28 protein-coding genes, 1 tRNA gene and 1 pseudogene are annotated in these 17,590 nt (G+C 64.4%); 10 read left to right on the forward strand and 20 right to left on the reverse strand.

The annotated features are described in order from the left end of the window. Both A4249_RS06815 and A4249_RS06820 read right to left on the reverse strand, forming a co-directional pair. Positions 1-837 (reverse strand): division plane positioning ATPase MipZ, encoded by an 837-nt coding sequence (locus A4249_RS06815; RefSeq protein WP_066551686.1) that lies wholly within the window; start codon positions 835-837, stop codon positions 1-3. Positions 838-966: 129 nt separating this feature from the next. Beyond that, on the reverse strand, positions 967-1,626 hold the full coding sequence (locus A4249_RS06820; RefSeq protein ID WP_066554873.1) for an SPOR domain-containing protein: 660 nt from the start codon (positions 1,624-1,626) through the stop codon (positions 967-969). Positions 1,627-1,701: 75 nt separating this feature from the next. Here A4249_RS06820 and panC point away from each other — a divergent pair, with 75 nt between their 5' ends. Beyond that, positions 1,702-2,562 (forward strand): pantoate--beta-alanine ligase, encoded by an 861-nt coding sequence (panC, locus tag A4249_RS06825; protein WP_055754895.1) that lies wholly within the window; start codon positions 1,702-1,704, stop codon positions 2,560-2,562. A gap of 44 nt (positions 2,563-2,606) precedes the next feature. Here panC and A4249_RS06830 read toward each other — a convergent pair whose 3' ends face one another. The 4 genes from A4249_RS06830 to A4249_RS16770 all read right to left on the reverse strand — a co-directional run bounded on the left by A4249_RS06830 (position 2,607) and on the right by A4249_RS16770 (position 5,893). Then, the gene (locus tag A4249_RS06830) at positions 2,607-3,329 is read right to left on the reverse strand and encodes a chorismate mutase (protein ID WP_231868790.1); all 723 of its coding nucleotides are present in this window, start codon (positions 3,327-3,329) and stop codon (positions 2,607-2,609) included. Positions 3,330-3,649: 320 nt separating this feature from the next. Next, positions 3,650-4,225: a prephenate dehydratase domain-containing protein gene (locus A4249_RS06835; protein ID WP_066551688.1), complete on the reverse strand. Its 576-nt coding sequence runs from the start codon at positions 4,223-4,225 to the stop codon at positions 3,650-3,652. A 90-nt stretch (positions 4,226-4,315) separates the two neighbouring features. After that, the gene (locus A4249_RS06840; protein WP_066551689.1) at positions 4,316-5,686 is read right to left on the reverse strand and encodes a class II 3-deoxy-7-phosphoheptulonate synthase; all 1,371 of its coding nucleotides are present in this window, start codon (positions 5,684-5,686) and stop codon (positions 4,316-4,318) included. Positions 5,687-5,752: 66 nt separating this feature from the next. Further along, complete coding sequence (locus A4249_RS16770) at positions 5,753-5,893, reverse strand: hypothetical protein (RefSeq protein ID WP_165116349.1); 141 nt, start codon at positions 5,891-5,893, stop codon at positions 5,753-5,755. Positions 5,894-6,136: 243 nt separating this feature from the next. Between A4249_RS16770 and A4249_RS06845 the strand changes: the two genes are divergently transcribed. Beyond that, positions 6,137-7,132: an ROK family protein gene (locus tag A4249_RS06845; RefSeq protein WP_066551690.1), complete on the forward strand. Its 996-nt coding sequence runs from the start codon at positions 6,137-6,139 to the stop codon at positions 7,130-7,132. On the opposite strand, the gene A4249_RS16535 is transcribed toward A4249_RS06845, so the two are convergent. The 5 genes and pseudogenes from A4249_RS16535 to A4249_RS06860 all read right to left on the reverse strand — a co-directional run bounded on the left by A4249_RS16535 (position 7,089) and on the right by A4249_RS06860 (position 9,087). Then, positions 7,089-7,164: transfer RNA gene (locus tag A4249_RS16535), tRNA-Val, on the reverse strand. The genes A4249_RS06845 and A4249_RS16535 overlap by 44 nt on opposite strands. Before the next feature lie 77 nt (positions 7,165-7,241). Further along, positions 7,242-7,859 (reverse strand): site-specific integrase, encoded by a 618-nt coding sequence (locus A4249_RS06850; RefSeq protein ID WP_066551691.1) that lies wholly within the window; start codon positions 7,857-7,859, stop codon positions 7,242-7,244. Between the two features lie 447 nt (positions 7,860-8,306). After that, positions 8,307-8,450, reverse strand: a pseudogene (locus tag A4249_RS16905) (DnaB-like helicase C-terminal domain-containing protein); the annotation flags it as partial. Continuing rightward, positions 8,411-8,710 carry a hypothetical protein gene (locus tag A4249_RS06855; protein ID WP_066551692.1) on the reverse strand — a complete coding sequence of 100 codons (300 nt, stop codon included), beginning with the start codon at positions 8,708-8,710 and terminating at the stop codon, positions 8,411-8,413. The gene A4249_RS06855 and the pseudogene A4249_RS16905, both read right to left, overlap by 40 nt. Continuing rightward, positions 8,707-9,087, reverse strand: a complete 381-nt coding sequence (locus tag A4249_RS06860; RefSeq protein WP_231868791.1) for a DUF5131 family protein — start codon at positions 9,085-9,087, stop codon at positions 8,707-8,709. The genes A4249_RS06855 and A4249_RS06860 overlap by 4 nt, the downstream gene beginning before the upstream one ends. Before the next feature lie 119 nt (positions 9,088-9,206). On the opposite strand from A4249_RS06860, the gene A4249_RS06865 reads away from it, so the two are divergent. From A4249_RS06865 to A4249_RS06875, 4 genes are read left to right on the forward strand one after another with little or no spacing between them, the layout of a single operon-like run. Next, the gene (locus A4249_RS06865) at positions 9,207-9,548 is read left to right on the forward strand and encodes a hypothetical protein (RefSeq protein ID WP_066551693.1); all 342 of its coding nucleotides are present in this window, start codon (positions 9,207-9,209) and stop codon (positions 9,546-9,548) included. Then, on the forward strand, positions 9,502-10,098 hold the full coding sequence (locus A4249_RS06870) for a hypothetical protein (protein ID WP_066551694.1): 597 nt from the start codon (positions 9,502-9,504) through the stop codon (positions 10,096-10,098). Before A4249_RS06865 ends, A4249_RS06870 begins: the two co-directional genes overlap by 47 nt. A 23-nt stretch (positions 10,099-10,121) precedes the next feature. After that, positions 10,122-10,262: a hypothetical protein gene (locus tag A4249_RS16540; protein ID WP_156494646.1), complete on the forward strand. Its 141-nt coding sequence runs from the start codon at positions 10,122-10,124 to the stop codon at positions 10,260-10,262. A gap of 3 nt (positions 10,263-10,265) precedes the next feature. After that, the gene (locus A4249_RS06875; protein ID WP_066551695.1) at positions 10,266-10,625 is read left to right on the forward strand and encodes a hypothetical protein; all 360 of its coding nucleotides are present in this window, start codon (positions 10,266-10,268) and stop codon (positions 10,623-10,625) included. Here the strand turns inward: A4249_RS06875 and A4249_RS16545 are convergent. Beyond that, complete coding sequence (locus A4249_RS16545; protein ID WP_156494647.1) at positions 10,622-10,780, reverse strand: hypothetical protein; 159 nt, start codon at positions 10,778-10,780, stop codon at positions 10,622-10,624. The genes A4249_RS06875 and A4249_RS16545 overlap by 4 nt on opposite strands. Positions 10,781-10,967: 187 nt before the next feature. Between A4249_RS16545 and A4249_RS06880 the strand changes: the two genes are divergently transcribed. Together A4249_RS06880 and A4249_RS06885 are read left to right on the forward strand one after the other, a co-directional pair. Beyond that, on the forward strand, positions 10,968-11,309 hold the full coding sequence (locus tag A4249_RS06880) for a hypothetical protein (RefSeq protein WP_066550159.1): 342 nt from the start codon (positions 10,968-10,970) through the stop codon (positions 11,307-11,309). After that, complete coding sequence (locus A4249_RS06885) at positions 11,306-11,821, forward strand: hypothetical protein (RefSeq protein WP_066551696.1); 516 nt, start codon at positions 11,306-11,308, stop codon at positions 11,819-11,821. Before A4249_RS06880 ends, A4249_RS06885 begins: the two co-directional genes overlap by 4 nt. 7 nt (positions 11,822-11,828) lie before the next feature. On the opposite strand, the gene A4249_RS06890 is transcribed toward A4249_RS06885, so the two are convergent. Together A4249_RS06890 and A4249_RS06895 are read right to left on the reverse strand one after the other, a co-directional pair. Continuing rightward, a complete protein-coding gene (locus tag A4249_RS06890) occupies positions 11,829-12,551 on the reverse strand; it encodes a sulfotransferase domain-containing protein (RefSeq protein WP_156494648.1) in 723 nt (240 codons plus the stop codon). Between the two features lie 43 nt (positions 12,552-12,594). Beyond that, positions 12,595-12,786, reverse strand: coding sequence for a hypothetical protein (locus A4249_RS06895; RefSeq protein WP_066551698.1), 192 nt, complete (start codon positions 12,784-12,786; stop codon positions 12,595-12,597). 711 nt (positions 12,787-13,497) lie between these two features. Here A4249_RS06895 and A4249_RS06905 point away from each other — a divergent pair. Together A4249_RS06905 and A4249_RS16550 are read left to right on the forward strand one after the other, a co-directional pair. After that, positions 13,498-14,079 (forward strand): glycoside hydrolase family 19 protein, encoded by a 582-nt coding sequence (locus tag A4249_RS06905; protein ID WP_066551700.1) that lies wholly within the window; start codon positions 13,498-13,500, stop codon positions 14,077-14,079. Positions 14,080-14,331: 252 nt separating this feature from the next. Then, a complete protein-coding gene (locus tag A4249_RS16550; RefSeq protein WP_156494649.1) occupies positions 14,332-14,634 on the forward strand; it encodes a hypothetical protein in 303 nt (100 codons plus the stop codon). An 8-nt stretch (positions 14,635-14,642) separates the two neighbouring features. Here the strand turns inward: A4249_RS16550 and A4249_RS06915 are convergent, their stop codons facing one another. From A4249_RS06915 to A4249_RS16300, 6 genes are all read right to left on the reverse strand, one after another. Then, a complete protein-coding gene (locus A4249_RS06915; RefSeq protein WP_156494650.1) occupies positions 14,643-15,233 on the reverse strand; it encodes a hypothetical protein in 591 nt (196 codons plus the stop codon). Between the two features lie 25 nt (positions 15,234-15,258). Continuing rightward, on the reverse strand, positions 15,259-15,495 hold the full coding sequence (locus A4249_RS06920; RefSeq protein WP_066551703.1) for a hypothetical protein: 237 nt from the start codon (positions 15,493-15,495) through the stop codon (positions 15,259-15,261). 472 nt (positions 15,496-15,967) lie between these two features. Continuing rightward, the gene (locus A4249_RS06925; protein WP_066551704.1) at positions 15,968-16,213 is read right to left on the reverse strand and encodes a hypothetical protein; all 246 of its coding nucleotides are present in this window, start codon (positions 16,211-16,213) and stop codon (positions 15,968-15,970) included. Beyond that, positions 16,213-16,866, reverse strand: coding sequence for an SOS response-associated peptidase family protein (locus A4249_RS06930; protein WP_231868792.1), 654 nt, complete (start codon positions 16,864-16,866; stop codon positions 16,213-16,215). The genes A4249_RS06925 and A4249_RS06930 overlap by 1 nt, the downstream gene beginning before the upstream one ends. Positions 16,867-16,971: 105 nt before the next feature. Then, positions 16,972-17,121 carry a hypothetical protein gene (locus tag A4249_RS16555; RefSeq protein WP_156494651.1) on the reverse strand — a complete coding sequence of 50 codons (150 nt, stop codon included), beginning with the start codon at positions 17,119-17,121 and terminating at the stop codon, positions 16,972-16,974. Between the two features lie 238 nt (positions 17,122-17,359). Further along, entirely contained in the window at positions 17,360-17,536 is a 177-nt protein-coding gene (locus tag A4249_RS16300) for a DUF3606 domain-containing protein (RefSeq protein WP_082854094.1), read from the reverse strand. Between the last annotated feature and the right edge of the window lie 54 nt (positions 17,537-17,590).

Raw genomic sequence — 17,590 nt, forward strand, 5'->3', positions numbered from 1 at the left:
TCAGGCCGCCACGTCCAAAGGGCTGAGAACCTGCCCCAGGCCCATCGCCATCATTAGATTGCGCATCTCCTGGCGCGCAGCGACATGGGCCAAGGACACCGCGACCGGCCGGATGTCATTCGACAAGTCCGCCACCGTCAGGCCAAACGGGAACAGTTCGCGATAAATGACCCGGTCGCGCAGGCCCGGACCGACGCGGAAGCCGACGCGCTTGGCCAGCTTGGTCATCCGTTCTTCCAGACGCTTGCGGTTGCGGGCCTCCGCGACGGCGAGACGATTGGTGACCACCAGCCAGTCGATCGTCGCGTGACGGCCCTGGGCGATGGCGCGCTGCTTGCGCGCCTCCCAGACGCTCTCGGAATAGATCGAGGGTTTCAGCAGTTCCAGGGTGACCGGATCAACGTCGCCCAGCAGGTCGAAATCGACGAAGCTGTCGTTCATCGGCGTCACGATCTGATCGGCGCGGGCGTGGGCGGCGTTCGAAACGGCCGTGTCGCCGCCGGGCGTGTCGATCAGGATGCAATCGACGCCCCGCGCCGCCGCCTCATCGAAAGCGCGCTCGAAGGTGGCGATCTGGTCGGCGACATCAGCCTTGGCCAGGGCCTTGCCGTCGCCCATGTCGGGGATGAACGGCTGGGGCAGATCGTGCCCGTTCGCGGCCAGCCAGGCCAGACGATTGTGGAAGAAACGCTGCATCGAGCGCTGGCGCAGGTCCAGATCGATGATCGCCACCGAGCGCCCGGCGTGCAGCAGGCCGGTCACGATGTGGATGGCCAGGGTGGACTTGCCCGCCCCGCCCTTTTCGTTGCCGAGGACGATCACATGCGGCTGCGTCATTCGAGGGAATCCTCTGTGCCGACCGCGCGACTCAGACTGCGCGGTCCTAGGTCCGGCAAGACTCGGCCTCAACGGGCCAAACGTCAACGGAACCTTAACGCAGACCTGTGGACGGCGAACCGGGGTCGGTCAGCTGTTGCGCGCGCACCAAGCGTCGGCGACAGCGGCGGAGCGGCACACCGCAGCGGCGGTTTCGGTCGAGACCAGCCCGACCTTCAGCCGCGTCAGCCGACGGCCGTTGACCTCGACCTCCTGATAGATCGGCGACAATCCCGACAGGTCTGACGTAGCCTTCATCCGATCCCAAGCCAGACGCGCGCCGGCCGCACTGGAATAGGCGCCCAGTTGGATTGTTCGCCCGGTTTCCCGCGTCGCCGGAAGGCTGGCGGGACGCAGCACCGGCGCCTGAACCCGCGAGATCGCCTCATCCGCAACGGCTTTCACGACCGCCGGCGAGGCAGCCCGTACAACCGCGTCGCGCAGCCCGGTATCCTCACCGACGGGGCGCAGACCCGCCTGAACGTCACGAGCGTCCCACATGGCGTGAGGATCCATGACCGCCACCTTGACCGGCGTGAAGCGCACAGGCCGCAGTCCAGCCTTTTCAGCCACGGCATGCCGGGTTTCGCGATCGCGGGCCGATAGCGGAATGTCGATCGACGCGACGTTGTCGGCCATCGCGCTGAACCGATGGGGATCGCTGTCCACCGCGCCACAACCGGCGACGGCTAGGCTGCTGGCGAAAGCCAGGGCGATCAGAACTGGACGGGTCGCTTCTGCGGGCGTCATAAGCACGACCATAGAGCCCAGACTTTGCGGTCTGGTGCATCAACAGGCTTAAGCGGAAAGGTTAATCGCTTCATCATGATAGACGCCGCCCCCCTCCCCGTCGTCCGCACCGTCGCCGACCTGCGGGCGATCGTCCGGGACTGGAAACGTCAAGGCCTGAGCGTCGGCATGGTTCCGACCATGGGCGCCCTGCATGAAGGCCACCTGACCCTGGTGCGCGAGGCCGCACGCCGCGCCGACCGCGTCGTCGCCTCCAACTTCGTCAATCCGACCCAGTTCGCGGCGCATGAGGATCTGGGCAAATATCCCCGCCAACAGGAGGAGGACGCCCGTTTGTTGGCCGGCGCCGGCTGCCATCTGATGTTCGCGCCCTCAGCCGACGAGATGTATCCGGAAGGCTTTGCGACAACCGTCGCCGTCGCCGGCCCGGCGCTGGGTCTGGAAGGCGACTTCCGGCCTCAGATGTTCGGTGGGGTCGCCGTGGTCGTCACCAAGCTGTTCAACCAGGTCCAGCCCGATGTCGCGATCTTCGGCGAGAAGGACTACCAACAGCTGATGGTCGTTCGCCGGTTCGTGCGCGACCTGGACCTGCCGGTCGAGATCGTCGGCGCGCCGACGGAGCGGGACGGCTGGGGTCTGGCCCTGTCGTCACGCAACGCCTACCTGTCAGAGACCGAGCTTGAAACCGCCCGCCGTCTGAACGGCATTCTGGCGGAGGCTGGCGTCCATGCCTCAAGCGGCCGCCCCCTGCCCGGCGTCGAGCGTGAAGCCTATGCCGCCCTTCTCAAAGCCGGATTTGATCGGGTCGATTACGTCGCCATCCGCCACGCCGAGGACCTGACGCCGTTCCGCAACGACATCGTCGACGCCCCCGCGCGCATCCTGGCCGCCGCCTGGCTGGGCAAGACGCGACTGATCGACAATATGGCTGTCTGAAACGACAAGGGCCGCATCCATTCGCCGGATGCGGCCCTGTAAGATCAGCCGATCGCGCCGACGCAGCCCTCGGCGTCGCCTGGCGCCAGATCGGCGTCCGTCAGGGCGATGGTCCAGCCGTGATGGGTGTTCAGGCCCCAGCGCCGGGCGCCGCCGCCGTCGCCGGCGTCCCCACCCGCGGTGACCACCACGCGTCGGCCCTTGGGCAGAGCCGGCGGATCGATCTTGCCGACCGCCAGAGACGTCGGCGTCTCGCCGCCGTAACCGTCGAACACGCTCAGCATCGACCATTCACGACGCAGGCCCATCCACCAGGCGTCTTCTGTGTTGATCGCCAGCACGGCGATCCCGTGGCCCTCGGCGGCGAAGGCCAAGGCCTTTTGCGGATCGCGCACCATCTTGATGTCTGCAGCGGCCCCAAAACGCAGGCGCGCGCCATCATAGGCGCGGGTCGGTTCGATCGGGGCCCAGACCTGGACCTGAAGCCGGCCCTGGCGCGCCAGGCCCCACCCGACGATCTCGCGCCACAGATGTTCGACCGCCTCGGCGTTCTCGGGCTTGGCCTGCTTGAGCATGCGCGAGAGGACCGTCTGCTCTCGGTCGGGACGCAGCTTGGTGTGCGGTCCCGTGGGCGCATCCTTGGCGCGGCCGACGGTGGCGGCGATGGCGAGGCGTTGCTCGAACAGCGCCAGGATTTGATCGTCGATGCCGTCGATTTCGGCGCGCAGGGCGGCCAGCGCCTGCTGTTCGGGGGTCAGGTCGGCCATGTCAGGCCACACTTGCTGAAGGTTGGTATGGGGCATGGAAAAGGGCTTTCGGCATTCTGAGATTCGATATGTGCAGGGGCATACAGCCGCTCTGGTTCAGAGCGGTCGCCGGTGAAGCAGTCAGGGACGGAGTGCGCCCGACGCCTCAGCCGGCGTATCGAAAGCCGTAAAAGCCGTAGCCGAAATAGAGGCCGGAAACCGCGCGCGAACGGTCGAAAGAAACAGAAAGAGCGCGCAGGCGGGACATGGTCCGGTTCCGGTTTATGCGGATCGTGTTGCGACCCGTGTGTGTGTCTTAAGGACGCAAAGACCGTGCGCCGTCAACCCTCAGGGAAGCTCAGCAGGACAAAACGAGTCTGATTATCGCCGGAATCCTGCAAGTCGTTGCGCAGGATCGACAGGCCGTACACCTCGGCGGCGCCGACCGGGGCGATGGCCGCCCGTGTCGGATCACCCGCTTCGGCGACATCGCGCGCCGCGCCTGCGGTATCGAAATGCTCGACAACCTCGACATTCAAACCGGCCAGCGTGTCCTTGCATTGGGCCAGGGCGATGGGGTGGCTCTCGACCGTGCGGATATCGGACAGACGCGCGCCGTCGATCGCCATCAGCGCATGACGGATCGGCCGCCAGACCTGGGCGACGGGCTCCACGCCAAGCGCACCGACCAGCGTCGCCGCCGGTTCGACCACGCCGATGGTCGAGTTCTCGACCGGTATCAGAGCGCAACCGCAGTCGCCGGCGCGCAGCGCATCCAGGGCCTGGGCGAAAGTTTCGAACGCCACAGCCTCGTCCCACGGACGCAAGGCCAGACAAGCCTCATGGCTGAACGATCCGGGCGCGCCCTGATAGGCGACCCGGCCGGGCTTTTCCTCAGTTGGAGCTGCTACTTGCATCGATCACTCCCTCGGTCTCGGATCGATCTGGCGCTGCCTCGGTGGCGTCACCATGACCGGATCGGCCCGCATTTGGGGCGCTGACGACGGCTAGGCCGCCGCCGACTGCGCCACCCGCCCGGCCTTCAGCCGCTCCGCGACCAGGAAGGCCAGCTCCAGCGCCTGGTCCGCGTTCAGGCGCGGATCGCAGTGGGTGTGGTAGCGATTGGACAGATCGTCCTCGGTCACCGCCTGGGCGCCGCCGATGCATTCGGTGACGTTCTGGCCGGTCATTTCCAGGTGGACGCCGCCGGGGTGGACCCCTTCGGCCTCGGCCACATCGATGAAGGTCCGGACTTCGCCCAAGATGCGGTCGAACGGCCGGGTCTTGTAGCCGTTGCCGGCCTTCAGCGTGTTGCCGTGCATCGGGTCGATGGACCAGATCACCTTGCGGCCCGAGGCCTTCACTTCGCGCATCAGCTTGGGCAGGCGCTCGCCGACCTTATCGTGACCGAAGCGTCCGATCAGCGTCAGACGGCCCGAGACATTGTCTGGGTTGAGGGCGTCGATCAGCGGAAGCAGGTCGTCGGCGGTCATGGTCGGCCCGCACTTCACGCCGATGGGGTTCTTGATCCCCTTCATGAACTCGACGTGGGCGCCGTCCAGCTGACGCGTGCGCTCGCCGATCCACAGCATGTGGGCCGAGGTGTCGAACCATTCGCCCGAACCGCCGTCCAGACGCGTCAGGGCGCTTTCGACGTTCAGCAGCAGGGCCTCGTGGCTGGTGAAGACCTCGACCCGGCTGAGGTCCGGATGCGTCTCGGGCGTGACGCCGACCGCCTCCATAAAGGCTAGGGCCTCGGTGATCTTGTCGGCCAGCTCGCGGTACTGGGCGCCGGCGGCGTTGTCTCCGGCAAAGCCCAGGGTCCAGCGGTGGATGTTGTACAAATCGGCATAGCCTCCGCCGGCGAAGGCGCGCAGCAGATTCAGCGTCGAGGCCGACTGGTTATAGGCGCGGATCAGACGCTGCGGATCGGGCGCGCGCTCCTCGGCTGTGAAGCCCATGCCGTTGATGATGTCGCCGCGATAGCTGGGCAGTTCGACGCCGTCGATCTCCTCCAGCGGCGACGAGCGGGGCTTGGCGAACTGGCCCGCGATCCGCCCCACCTTCACCACCGGCTTGCGTCCGGCGAAGGTCAAGACGACCGCCATCTGAAGGATCAGGCGGAAGGTGTCGCGGATATTGTCGGTCGAGAACTCCTTGAAGCTCTCGGCGCAGTCGCCGCCCTGCAGGAGGAAGGCGTCGCCCCGCTCGACCTGGGCCAGCTTCGACGTCAGGCGCCGCGCTTCGCCGGCGAAGACCAGCGGCGGCAAGGCGCGCAGCTCGTCTTCCACCCGCGCGAGGGCGGCAGGATCCGGATAGTCCGCCGGCATATGCAGGGCGGTCTTGGTTCTCCAGCTTTCGGGGGTCCAGCGTGTCATCGCGCAAGAATAGGACTTCGCGCCTATTCAAACAACGAAAAGCCAGGCGGATTTTGCCGCGAAATGTCAGTCTTCCGAAGAAGGCGACTTTTCCGCCGCAGCTTCGGCCTTGCGTTCAGCCTTCGCCGCCGCCTTCTCGGCCGCCTTCAGCGCTGCGGCGCGCTCGCGTTCCTGACGCTCAAAGCTGTAGTTGGGTTTGCGAGCCATCGGCGTCCTCGTCTCATATCTTGATCTTGCGGTGAAGGTGGCGATGCATTGGGCCGGACGCAATCGCCAAATCCCGCACCCTGCAAAAGCGGCTCACAACAGTCTCTCCTTGCGCGTCAAAATCTTGGCGGCGGCGTCGAAGGCGATGAACAGGCGGGCTAGAAGGGTCATAGGGTCTGAACGCTTGGCCCTATTCGATGTTCAGTCCCGCGAACCTTCGTCGCACCCGAAAGGCAGGCGCCCATGTCGACCCAATCCATCCTCATCGGCGGTGTCGAAGCCGGCGGCACCAAGTTCATCTGCGGCGTCGCCGCCGCCGACGGCGTGATCATCGACCAGATCCGTATCTCGACGACGTCGCCCGACGAGACGCTGGATGCGGTTGCGGCCTTCTTCGTCGACGCCCAGTCGAGGCACGGCCGGCTTTCTGCGCTGGCGATCGTCAGCTTCGGCCCTTTGTCCCTGAAATCCGACGCGCCGGACTTCGGCGCCATCACCAGCACGCCCAAGCTCGGGTGGAGCGGCGTCAACCTGTTGGCCCGTCTGGGCCGTTTCCTCGATGTCCCAATGACGCTGGACACCGATGTGAACGGCGCGGCCGTGGGCGAACGCCTGTTCGGCAGCGGGCAAGGACTGGAGAGCTTCTGCTACGTCACGGTCGGCACGGGCGTGGGGGTCGGGGTGATGATCGACGGCGCGCCGCATGGCGGGGCGAACCATCCCGAAGCCGGTCACATCCGGCTGCCCCGCGCCAAGGACGACGAGACGTTCTCGGGCGTCTGTCCCTTCCACGGCGACTGCCTGGAAGGCTTGGCGAGCGGGCCGGCGCTACAAACGCGCTGGGGCGCGGCAGCGGAGACTTTTTCTCAAGATCATCCGGCCTGGCCGATGGCGGCGGAGTATATCGCCGGTCTGTGCACCAACCTGACCTACACGCTGCGGCCGGAGCGAATCATCATCGGCGGCGGCGTGATGCAGCCGCACATGTACGATCTGGTCAGACAGGCTCTGGTGAGACAGCTTGGCGGCTATGACGCGAGCCTGCGGGGTCTGGATATGAAGACCTATATCGCGGCGCCGACTGCGGGCGTGTCCGCCGGACTGATCGGCGCATTGGCCCTCGCCTACCGTTCTGTCACGGGCGAGTGGCCCAAGGACTGGGCGACGCAAGGCCAGGATCATATTGGATTGGAGATGGTGGACGCGACAGGGATTGAACCTGTGACCCCCTCGGTGTGAACGAAGCGTGTTCCGCCCGAAATGCCCTTTCCGCTTGGATTGGGCCTTCGCTACTTTCCGGTTTCGTTCACGGTGTTTTCGACCATTTGCGGGAAGTAAATGGGGAGCATCAGCGCATCGCCCGCCGCGCCGCCGATTGGTGATCGGGCCTGTGGTGTCCGTAATGGCTTTCGAGGGTCGCCGTCGTCATGCCCAGATAGCCCGCTGCTTCCCAGCCATCGACGTTCTGTTCCATCAGCCAGGTCGCCGCCGTGTGTCGGAGCCAGTGCGGCGTAACGCCCGAAAGGCCGGCCGCCTTGGCACATGCGGCGAACCCTGTCCGCACCGATCCGATCTGCTCCCCGCCATGGTGGATGACGATGGCCAAGCCCTTCTTCTCGTCGATGCGGCGCCAGCGTCGGAGGTGCGCCAGAAGCCGGGGCGGCAGCTTCACCAGGGGGCGCTTCTTGTTCGCAGCGACACTTTCATTCCGGCCGCGCCGATAGATGATGCCGCGCTCCAGATCTACCCAGGGGTTATTCAGGCTTTCCAGCCACGACAGACGCTTGATCGCTGTCGAGCGGGTGCCGGTGTAGAGCCCGATCAGAATGAAGCGACGAAGGTGCGCCCGGTTCTCCCGGCCGGATGAGGAATCGCCCCTTTGCATGGTCGCGCGCAGAAGGGCGGCCGCCTGTGATCGCGTGAGGGCGTCCCGGTTGCTTTCCGCCTTTTCAGGGAGGACGACCATCGGCCGGCGTGTCAGGTGAACCAACGGTCGGGGAGCTGCTGGCCCGTCCGGTTGTCGATCCGGCCTTTGCGGAGGTAGAGGCGCGGGCCTTTGGACTGACGGGGCATCGAAAGAGGGCTTTCACTGCGGCGGGGGTGACGAAGTAGGAGCCCCCAACGCGGGAAGCCGTCAAGCGCCCGCGGGCGATCTCCGTCCGCATGGCCGAGACCGTTATAGGGAGCACTGCGCCAAAAACGGACGCAAACTCGACCAGGGTCATCGGATCTTCGTCGGTCCAGTCTTCCGGCGCCGGCCGGTCAGCAGTGCGGCATTTGAGGTTCGCGCTCATCTCCACACTCCCCTGCGCTCTCTCCGGGCTCCGTTCTCTTCGCGCCGGTATGGATCTCCAAAGTTCGTCTCGCTGATGGCTAGCCCCTCGCGGACCAGCTGGGCGCCCAGGTCGCGGCCCCTGGCCAGCGCCTTTAGGCCGCCGGTGATTGCCGTGACCTCTTGGACCCGTCCGTTGCCCTTGGCGCCATCCGTGGTGACCAGCTGGAGGTAATCGACGACGATCAGGTCCAGACCGTGCTGGCGCTTGTGTCGGCGGGCTCTAGGGGCGCGGGAATGCGTTTCAGTTCTGCCAGGGCCTCTTTCATGGCCTCCCGCTCCGACCCGCTCGCTTCGACCGGAGCGGTGGGGGCGAGGCTTAAAACGGCGCGAACACCCGCCTCAAGTTCGGGGCGTTCACTGTTCAGTTCGTCGCCGCCATAATTGGAATAGGCCCAGCCGTTACCGCCAAGGGCTTCGTGTAGCGCCCTGACTGCAGCGTCCATGTCAAGCGGGCCGGGTGTGGGGGCTTGCGTCGCGGTCACGGGCGATGCTCCTGGGGCTGGCTGTTTGCGGGGCTGTCTTCTCCGGTGGCGCGGGAAATGGCGGGCCGGTTGAAGTAGGTGACGCCGTCGAGCGTGTGACCGCCCTTATCGGAGCCGCGACCACCCATTTGTTTGAAGTTAAAGACGCGGCCCAGCTCGACCGATTGCCGATGCAGCGAACGCGCCCATTCCGGGTTCATCGGTCTGGCGTCACGGCCGCTCTCGCCGCCGACGATGATCTGGTCAGGTGCGTTGCAGTCGAGGATGATCGGACCCAGCAGTGGCTCGAAACTGGCGAAGGTGAACAGCGGATTGCGGTCGCGCTTCACCGCAACAAGCTTCATGCGGTCGCGGTCGTATTCTTCCTGGTTCGCCATCGTAGCGCCGATAGCGACGTTGAGCGGCAGATCAGCGCCAGAAGGCATTCGGCGCCCTTCGGCTCACACCCGAAGACCTCCGCGGCTTCAAAGATGTCGAAGCGGCGCTTGACGAAGTAGTGGACCGGATCGGCTCGCTGACCTTCACCAGCTATATCGCCGACGCGCTGCGGGGCCTGAACGCTTTCATCGAGCGCGCTCAAACCTGGAAGACGCGTGTCGACGCCATGTACGGCGACGGCGTCACCACAGGCATCAAGGAAGGCGGCATCATGGGCCCCCTCCGCGCCATCGGGAGCACGGTCGGGTCTGTGGTCTCTGGAAGGACGTTCCGAGCCGCCGCTGACATTCGCGCCGGCAACAGCCTCCCGGATTACGCCAACCCGATCGACGCCAACGCGGTAGCCGCCTTCGGTGTCGCGCCGCCGTCGCCCCGCCCTCGAAGACCGGCTGCTGACTGACAACGCATTCCGCGAAATCCAAGACGAGCGCCTAGCGACGGAGAAGCTGCTCTCAGGCCTGACCGCCGATCTGCTGTCGCTTCAGTCCGGCGCCGCCCGCAAGGTGATGGCCTGGGGCGCGCCGTTCGGCCCTGACAATCTTGTCGAGTGGACTGGCCCCAGCAGCATCGCCCTCGGCTCCATGACCAAGGCCAACGCCGGGTTCTGGGTCGATCAGGTCGGTGCATACGGGCCGACGCCCTTGCCCTCGTTCTGGGCCAAGGTGACGCCGACGCAGATCAGCCGGTCGCGCACCGGCGCCGGGTCGATCAGCACCGCCCTGAACGACGTGATTGTCACCTGCTACACGGGAACGTCGGGCGCGACCTGCACCTGGTCCCGGGTCTCGGGCGACACGACGATCAACTACCCCTCGACCGGCTTCACGCCCGTGTTCAACACGACACTGGCGGCCGGGCAAACCAAGACCGCCTTGTTCGTCGGCCTAGTGGCCAAGGGCGGCGACGTGGACCTCGTCTACGTCAACGTCGAGTTCTCCGACAACGTCTAACCCCTCAACCCAAGGAGCCTGCCATGGATGCGATCCTCGCTGTCCTGTTCGTCGTCGCTGTTGTCGGCGTCGCCGTCTTTGCCCTGACCCGCAAGCCCAAGCCGTCCAGTTCAATACGTCGGCGCGGCCCGCAGTCGCCCGCCAAGCCGCGTGGTGAGGACTGAATCATGGCGACCCAGAAAACCGACGCCGAAAAGCTAGCTGAGGCTCAGGCCATGATGGCGGAGGCCGCTGCTCTGGCGAAAGCGGCCCGCTTGCCGTCTGCGCAGGCCGCCGTGGACTTGCTAACCGGAACAAAGGGGCAGGCGTTCCTGGCCCTGCTCAAGGCGGCGGTGGAGGCCAGCGCCGACGATCTGGTCCGTCCGCTGGGCCAACCGGGGGCTGAGGGAACGAAACAAATGCTCCAGCGCATCGTTACATCGTTCGAAGGTGGGCTGACAGCGGCTCAGGCCCGCGTCGTCTCCTTGCAGCCCGCGCCACCCGCCGACGACGCCCAGCCGGCCCCGGTCACACCCGCCGAAGCCTAGAGGTCTTTGGCAGGTCCGTTCGGTTCATCCGGCGCGCCGTCGAGATCGTTGTCGGGAAACTTGCGGCGCGCACCCCAGCCTTCGACTTGGCTGGAAAGGGCGAAGAACGCGCCTGCAAGAACTACGACGCCAATGGCGAACAGGATCAGCTTCACGGTCAGGTCTCCCGGTCATTGCGCCGACGGACGGACAATGTCGCCGCGCACAGAACTGTCGCCGCGATCAGAAGCACCAAAAGCATCGCGGTCATGTCCATGGGGTGGAAGCGCCTCGCGGAAGTGACCGGTTCCATCAAAGCCGCCCAACGGCTGTTCCACCACGGCCTGACTACTGGAGGGGCGGATGTTCGACCCGCGTGAACTGCCTCTGTTCTGGGGCCTGTGCGGCGGCCTGATCGCGGGCGGCCTCGGCATGATCCCGGCCTATGGGTCTAAGGGCGCGACGCGCGAGGCGCGGGTGCGGGCCTGGCTGTCGCTGGGCATCGGCGTCTTCGCCGGGCCGGTAGCGGCGGAGGCGGCGACGCCGTCGATCGTCGCCCTGGTCAAGGTGCTGGACTTCCGCGTCGTGGCGCTAGCGATCGGCTGGATGGCCGCCAACGATCCGCGCGGCTTCTTCAATCTGGTGGGGCGCATAATCAAGGCCGGTCTGCGGGCGGCCGTGGAAAGCAAGGAGGCGTCGTCATGACACATCACGCATGGGTCGTTCTGACGGGGATGCTGTTCCTGTCGGCAGGTGGAGTGATGACGGTCGTGTTCCGATTGCTGGGGCCGACCTATCACACCCGGATCTCGGGCAACTGGTTCCTACGCCTGGTCGTGTTCCTGATCGCGCTCTTCCTGATGGTCAGGGGGGCAACGACGGTGTTTCCGGGGCGGCTGGTTCGGGTGGAGCATATGTCGCCGCTGCTGCCCGTAGGGGCGCTGGTCTCGCTGGCCTTCTCCATGATTGTCTTGGACTTCGTGCAGCGGGATCGCAGCCCGCCGCCCTGGAGCATCATGGCCATCCGCCTCTTCACTCTAATCCGCCGCGAAGATTGGGCGGCCGAGGCGGCGATGAAACTCCCGCCGGCGGGCTTGCTAGATCGTCCGATTTCAGATCAGCCGCATCATGGTCTGCGGATCACCATTGTTGGGATCGCCCTGGTCCTCATCCTGGCGGCGGCTCTTACCATTGCCATCAACGGCCTGTTCTTCTGACACCGAGCTAGGAGTAGCCGAACAAGTCGCAGTATGCGCGGGTGCGTTCCAGCACTTCATCTTGCTGCTGTTGAGTGAGCCGGCTCGCGTGTTTGCCTATTGCTGCATCGCCGATGTGGCGAGGGTGCCAGTGCGAGATCGGATCATGCTGGGCCGGCCCTAGGGCAGGGTCGAAAACGTCTCTCTCCAAGCGCTCGACTTCAGCGCGAACGCTATCGCGGTGGAGGTTTGCGAGAACATCATCGGGATTGACGGCCGATGTGGACCCGACGATTTTTGCGACGGCTTCGACCGACCGAATGTCGTGCGGAAAATCGTCCTCGTAGCGGAGGGCGAGGGCGGCATAATCGGCGAGCTTCACGATGGGGCCGGCGCATAAAGGCAGAGTATCCATCGCCGCCGAGAGACTCTCGTTAAAACAGTCCATGAACGAGACCACGACATCGCGCGGATCGCGAACGGTTACGATTACAGGAATGTTTTCGGCCCGAACTCGCGCAATCATCGCGTCGTCAGGGCCGTGACATTTAATCAGCACGCCGTTCAACGAGGTTGGCAACGCTTTCTCGGTCTCGCAATACAGGCCGGTCATGTCAGGGCGGAAGGCTTGGACGACGTTGTAGAGCCAAGTGGAGCCCGAACGGCTCATTCCGCAACAGACGACTGACGGGGGCATGCTTTTAGCTTTCGAAAGCGCGGCGGTTAGGTGTGCGCCTCGGTCATATGGCATGGGTGTCGACCAAACTGAATGACGAACCCGGTTCGCTTCAGCGCTAGGCGAAAGTCTGCGTGATCAGCTGATCCGTCAGATCCAAGTGGACTTCCAGCGCCGCAAGGGCCTCGGTTCGGGCGCGCTCGGCGGCAGAGCGATCGCCCGCCATTAGATGGGCTGCGAACTCGGTGATCTTCGCCGTCATCAGCTGTTCCGCGCCCATAGCGCGCCGCTCCAGCGTCCCGTCTTCCATTTCAAAGTCCCAAATAGCTTTGCGGCCCGGCCGATGATGTCCTCGCTCGCCAAGCCGCCTGACGCAGTTCGGGCATGAGCAACGTCAAGCGCGACTTAGCTTAGCCATTCAGGCGTCTCAAGCAGTCACCGCTGGGGTAGGTCTGGGACGATGGTATCGCCGTGCGTTCTGATCCAGCGACCCAAACGGCAAGCGTGCCTCCCGTCGCGGGACTCAAACGTCACCATTGCTCCCCGGGGGATGTCGTAACGGACAACAGGTCTTTCGCCCTGCTGCACTGTCAGGATACGCGCACGCGGGAAGGAGCAGTACATGCTTCCGACGTACTGCTCGCTACAGCTTACGTTTCCCTGATCCGTTTCGATAAAAACGTCGCCGACACTCACCCGGTTATAGTGCCGGTTGTGCTGCAGTTCCTCTTGGACCGCAGCAAGAGGACAGGGTGTTGTCTCAGGTGGGTGAGGCGGGACGTAAACATGGCCAAGATATTGGCTCATCACAGCGATCGCGATCATCGACATTCTAGAGCCCTAAAACTTGAGGCACGGCCCGTCGGCAAACGCGCGGACGCCTCGTGGGAACCTGGCGAAGATCGGCCGGGGCATTTGCGGAACCGCCGGCCCTAGCTCCCCGCTAGAGCGAGCCGTGAGGCTCAACCTGACGCTATCGCGCACACCCGACGCGCGCAACCCCACAATCTGGAGACTGACCATGCTCGACGCCCGTCGATTGCAGACGAACCTTGGCGTGCCGGTCGATGGGATCGTTGGCGCCGGCACCTTGACCGCTCTGTTCGCACGGATGGGCGCTGCGCCAGCCATCGCCGCCGAACTCGGCCTCGCCGCGAACGTCCACTTCCGCACCTACGGCATTCTCGACACCGGCCTCCGCTTGGCTCACTTCATGGGCCAATGCTCGCATGAGAGCGGCGGCTTCCGGTACATGGAAGAAATCGCCAGCGGGGGTGCCTATGAAGGCCGTGCGGACCTAGGCAACACCCAAACCGGCGACGGCAAGCGCTACAAGGGTCGCGGCCCGATCCAGCTCACCGGCAGGGCCAACTATCGCCGCGTCGGTCGCCAGATCGGCATCGACCTCGAAAGCCGCCCCGAGATGGTCGCCTATCCCTCGATCGGCCTGCTAGTCGGCTGCGTCTATTGGGACGGCCGCAAGCTGAACGCCAAAGCCGACGCCGACGACTTGGAAGGCCTGACCCGCGCCATCAACGGCGGCACGAACGGTCTCGCTGATCGGCGGGCCCAGACGGCGAAGGCCAAGGGTCTGATCCTGTGATCGCCGCCCTCCCCTTCCTCCGCTCTATTCCCCGCCTACTCAATCCGACTGGCTGGCTGATCGTCGCCATCATCGCCGCCTTCGTCCTGACCGGCGCCTACTGCTCTCACAGGGGCGCACAGGGCGAACGGGGCCGGCAGGCCGCCGCGACACAGAAGACCGAGGCTAAAGCGTCAGGCGCGCGGGAAACCGCTGCCCGTGAAGCCTCCGTCGAAACCCCCATCATCAACGCCCGCCAGAAGGATTATTCCGATGCGGTCAACTCGCTCCCTGATGCTGTCCCTAGCGCTCGCCGCGTCCGTCTCGCTTGCGAGCGGTTGCGCCACCAAGGCGCCGCAGAGCGCCTTCTACCCGAGCCCTGCCGATCTGGCGGTTGAGCCGAAGCCGGTCCTGGCGCCAGAGGCGATCTATTCGGAGGCCGCGCTCGACGCCTACGACATCGCCATCGAGGCGCGGGGCGACCGGCTGGCGGCCCAGGTTGGGCGTCTGTGCCGCTTCTTCGACACCATGGGGATGCGAGGGCTGGACTGTCCGCCGCCGCCCCGACCGGGCTAGCCAGCAAGTCAGTTCGGGCAGATCGCCTCGAGAACGGCGCCCCATTTATCGCCCATGATCAAGGGGACAAACGCTTCCGGTATTTCCGCCAAACTTCCGATCTCCTCGTCGCCAAGAAGGCCCTTATCATACAGAGGCTTGAGCTCGTCTCGCGCATCGCGCGGGAATAGAACGGCAATGCCTAAGAGGATTCCGTTATGATCATTTTCGCCTGCTGGGCTCAGACGTTGAAGTTCAGCCTTAGCGGCAGCAGGAAGAGATATTTCGCCAACCAGCCGCGATACCTGCTCTTGGGTTTTGGCCGCAAAACCATCCGCATCAAAAATGTGAAGCAGTTCTTTCGCGACAATCACCCGCTGGCTACTCAGGGACAGTTCCTCTGAATAGACAATGTTGGCGATTGTTTTCCCGCCAGCATATGGACGATAGGGAGGCGACGCTCGCACGTGATACAGCATGCCAGCGAGCACACCTGGATCATCATCGGTTACGTAATATGCAATCTCATCGACAAACCCGCGATCGAGGATGAAGCCCTCGATGTCGCTTATTTTAATAGGCAGGTTTGTATAGGCGGCGAAGTGATCAAGAATTACCAAATCGCCGCCCCTACGCACTCAAGCTTCAAGCGAAGCGTTGAGCCAGTTCTTTTACGTTTACAGTCTGCGCAGGCTCACGACCGAACGTAGCCGTGGACTCGGTCAGGCCAGCATCAATTTCGAAAATGATCTTATTGACCCGGCCGCAGAAAGCATCCTCCGTCAGCTTATCCGCACTATCAAAGCGGAAAAACTTCAGATTGAGCAGCTCTTTTCCGGGCTGCTCAAAGAGGCTGCGCATAAGCCTAGACTTTTCACTCATTACGACCTCCCTTTCCGCGCCAGCGGCGCAATAATCACGCACTAAAACCAGTGCGCAGGTTGAACGGCAAACGCTAAGGAACAGTTCCTAAAGCGGTCGCTTGCGGCGCGGGAACATAGTGACATCGCCAACTTTTGGCAACGCCAGTTCGGCAACCCGATCACGTTATCCGAATCCGACATGAACACGACCTGAAGCAGCAGTCCAGCGCCGAAGCGAAATCGAACTGCCACTGACAGCACGTCGAACAGCAAGCGCCGCAAACAATCGACGCGGCCGCCATTCTTCGGGGTGGCGGCCTTTCGGCATTCTGGCCGCGCATCACGGCCTCATGAACTCCAATTCACGGGTCACGCCGTCATGTTCAGCCTACGGGGACTTGTTCCCCTCCGTAGGAACACGGTGGCTCGGTGAATCCCCACCCTTTGCGAAGGGCGCCGGGCCACCACCCCTGGCCGCAAAGCCAGACGATTCAAACCTCGCCGGCGGCATCGCCCGCCAGTGCCGCTTGCTCCACGAGCAGCTTGCCAAGGGCGGCGGCGGCCCTTGGTGTCATGATCAGTTGCTTGTGCGACAGAGCCATTTCGCCGCGAAGCTGTTCTTGGACGTCAGCGAATTCGAGCCTCACGGCGAGCGCTTCATTCGTAAAGGTCGCCAGTTCGAAGTTCTGAAGTACCGAGAGCACTAGCTCTCCATCTTCGCGGCGTTCCCAGTCCATCAGACATACTCCAACGCGCCGTCATCCAGTGGGCGCTGCAGCTCCTTAGCGATGTCCCACGGCGCCGTCATCCAAGCCTCGATCTCGTCGGGCTCTGTCAGGATCACCGGCATGGCTTTGGGGTGAACCGCGCCGACCTCGGCGTTGGGGTCGGTCGTCAGGAAGGCGAAGACGTCGCTCGTCTCCATGCCGGTCTTGATCTTGCGGACGCTCGTGTGGGCCTGGAGGTGGATGCCGGCGAAGAAAGCCAACGGCTCGGGCTCGTCGCCAGCCCACTTGAACCAGATGGGCCGGTACTTGCCGGCGGCGTCCCGGCCGGGTTCGCTGAACGCGGTGAACGGGACCAGGCAGCGCGACCCCGGCGACAGATGCGGGCGCCAATGGCTGGAGCGGGTGTTGCGGACGTTGGTCGTGCCGCTGTCGGGCTCGAATTCCAGGATCTTCTGGAAGTCCACCTCGCCGCCCTTAGCGCGCAGCTTGTCGGCGCGCTTCGTCGCATTGTCGAAGATCATCTTCTTGGACGACGGCATGCCCCAGCGCGCCGAAGCCAGAATGCGCTCTGCGCCCTCCCAGCGCACGATTGGCGCGGGATAGTCGGGATAGATGTCGCCGGGCGCCAGGTTGCCGACCGTCGAGCGCATGGCCTGGGCCATGTCCATGATCGCCTGAGGACCGGAGCGCTGGCGATATAGGTTGCACATGGGGCGAAGTTGGCACGGCAGCGGCCGATTGTGGAGTCGTACACGACGCCGTGGCGTCTATTCCATTCCCTTTGATGGGTCATCGCCAGGGGTGTCGGGATCAATTTCTCGGTCGCGTTTTGCGCCACTCAGGTAGCCATAAACGATGACGCACAGGAGGATGGCTGGTCCGCCGATGATGACGAAACCCCAGGGGAAGTTTTCCATCAGGTGTCACCCTGGGCGGTGCCAGGGGCGTCCGAGATCGGCCCCTCGTGCCCTGCAGTTTGTTCTGTAGCGTATGTCCGGCCTTCCTGGAGGCGGCGCGTCGCGGGGTCGGGTCCGACCTGACCGCCGGGCCCGATGCCGCCCGCTTGGAGCTGCTGTTCTTCCGGCGTAGTGTCCAACCGTAGCCCCTTCGCAACACCTGGCGGCAGGGCGGCTTCAGCTTCCCGATCGGTTTTCATCAGCCCTGCAGCTCCCGCTCGACCGCGTCAGCCTGGTTACCGACCTTCTCGACGGCCTGGCGCAAGCGCTCCTCACTCACATTAAACTTGGCTGCCCAATCCCGCACTTCGTAATCTTCGGTCAAACTGATGCGCTGGCGATCCGCCCCGCCGCTTTTGGATTTGTCGTCCGTCACGAGCTCTCTCCCTTTTGACCGAGAAAAAACTCAGCGACCGTCCCGCCGTTCCTG

Source organism: Brevundimonas sp. GW460-12-10-14-LB2 (assembly GCF_001636925.1).
Classification (GTDB): domain Bacteria; phylum Pseudomonadota; class Alphaproteobacteria; order Caulobacterales; family Caulobacteraceae; genus Brevundimonas; species Brevundimonas vesicularis.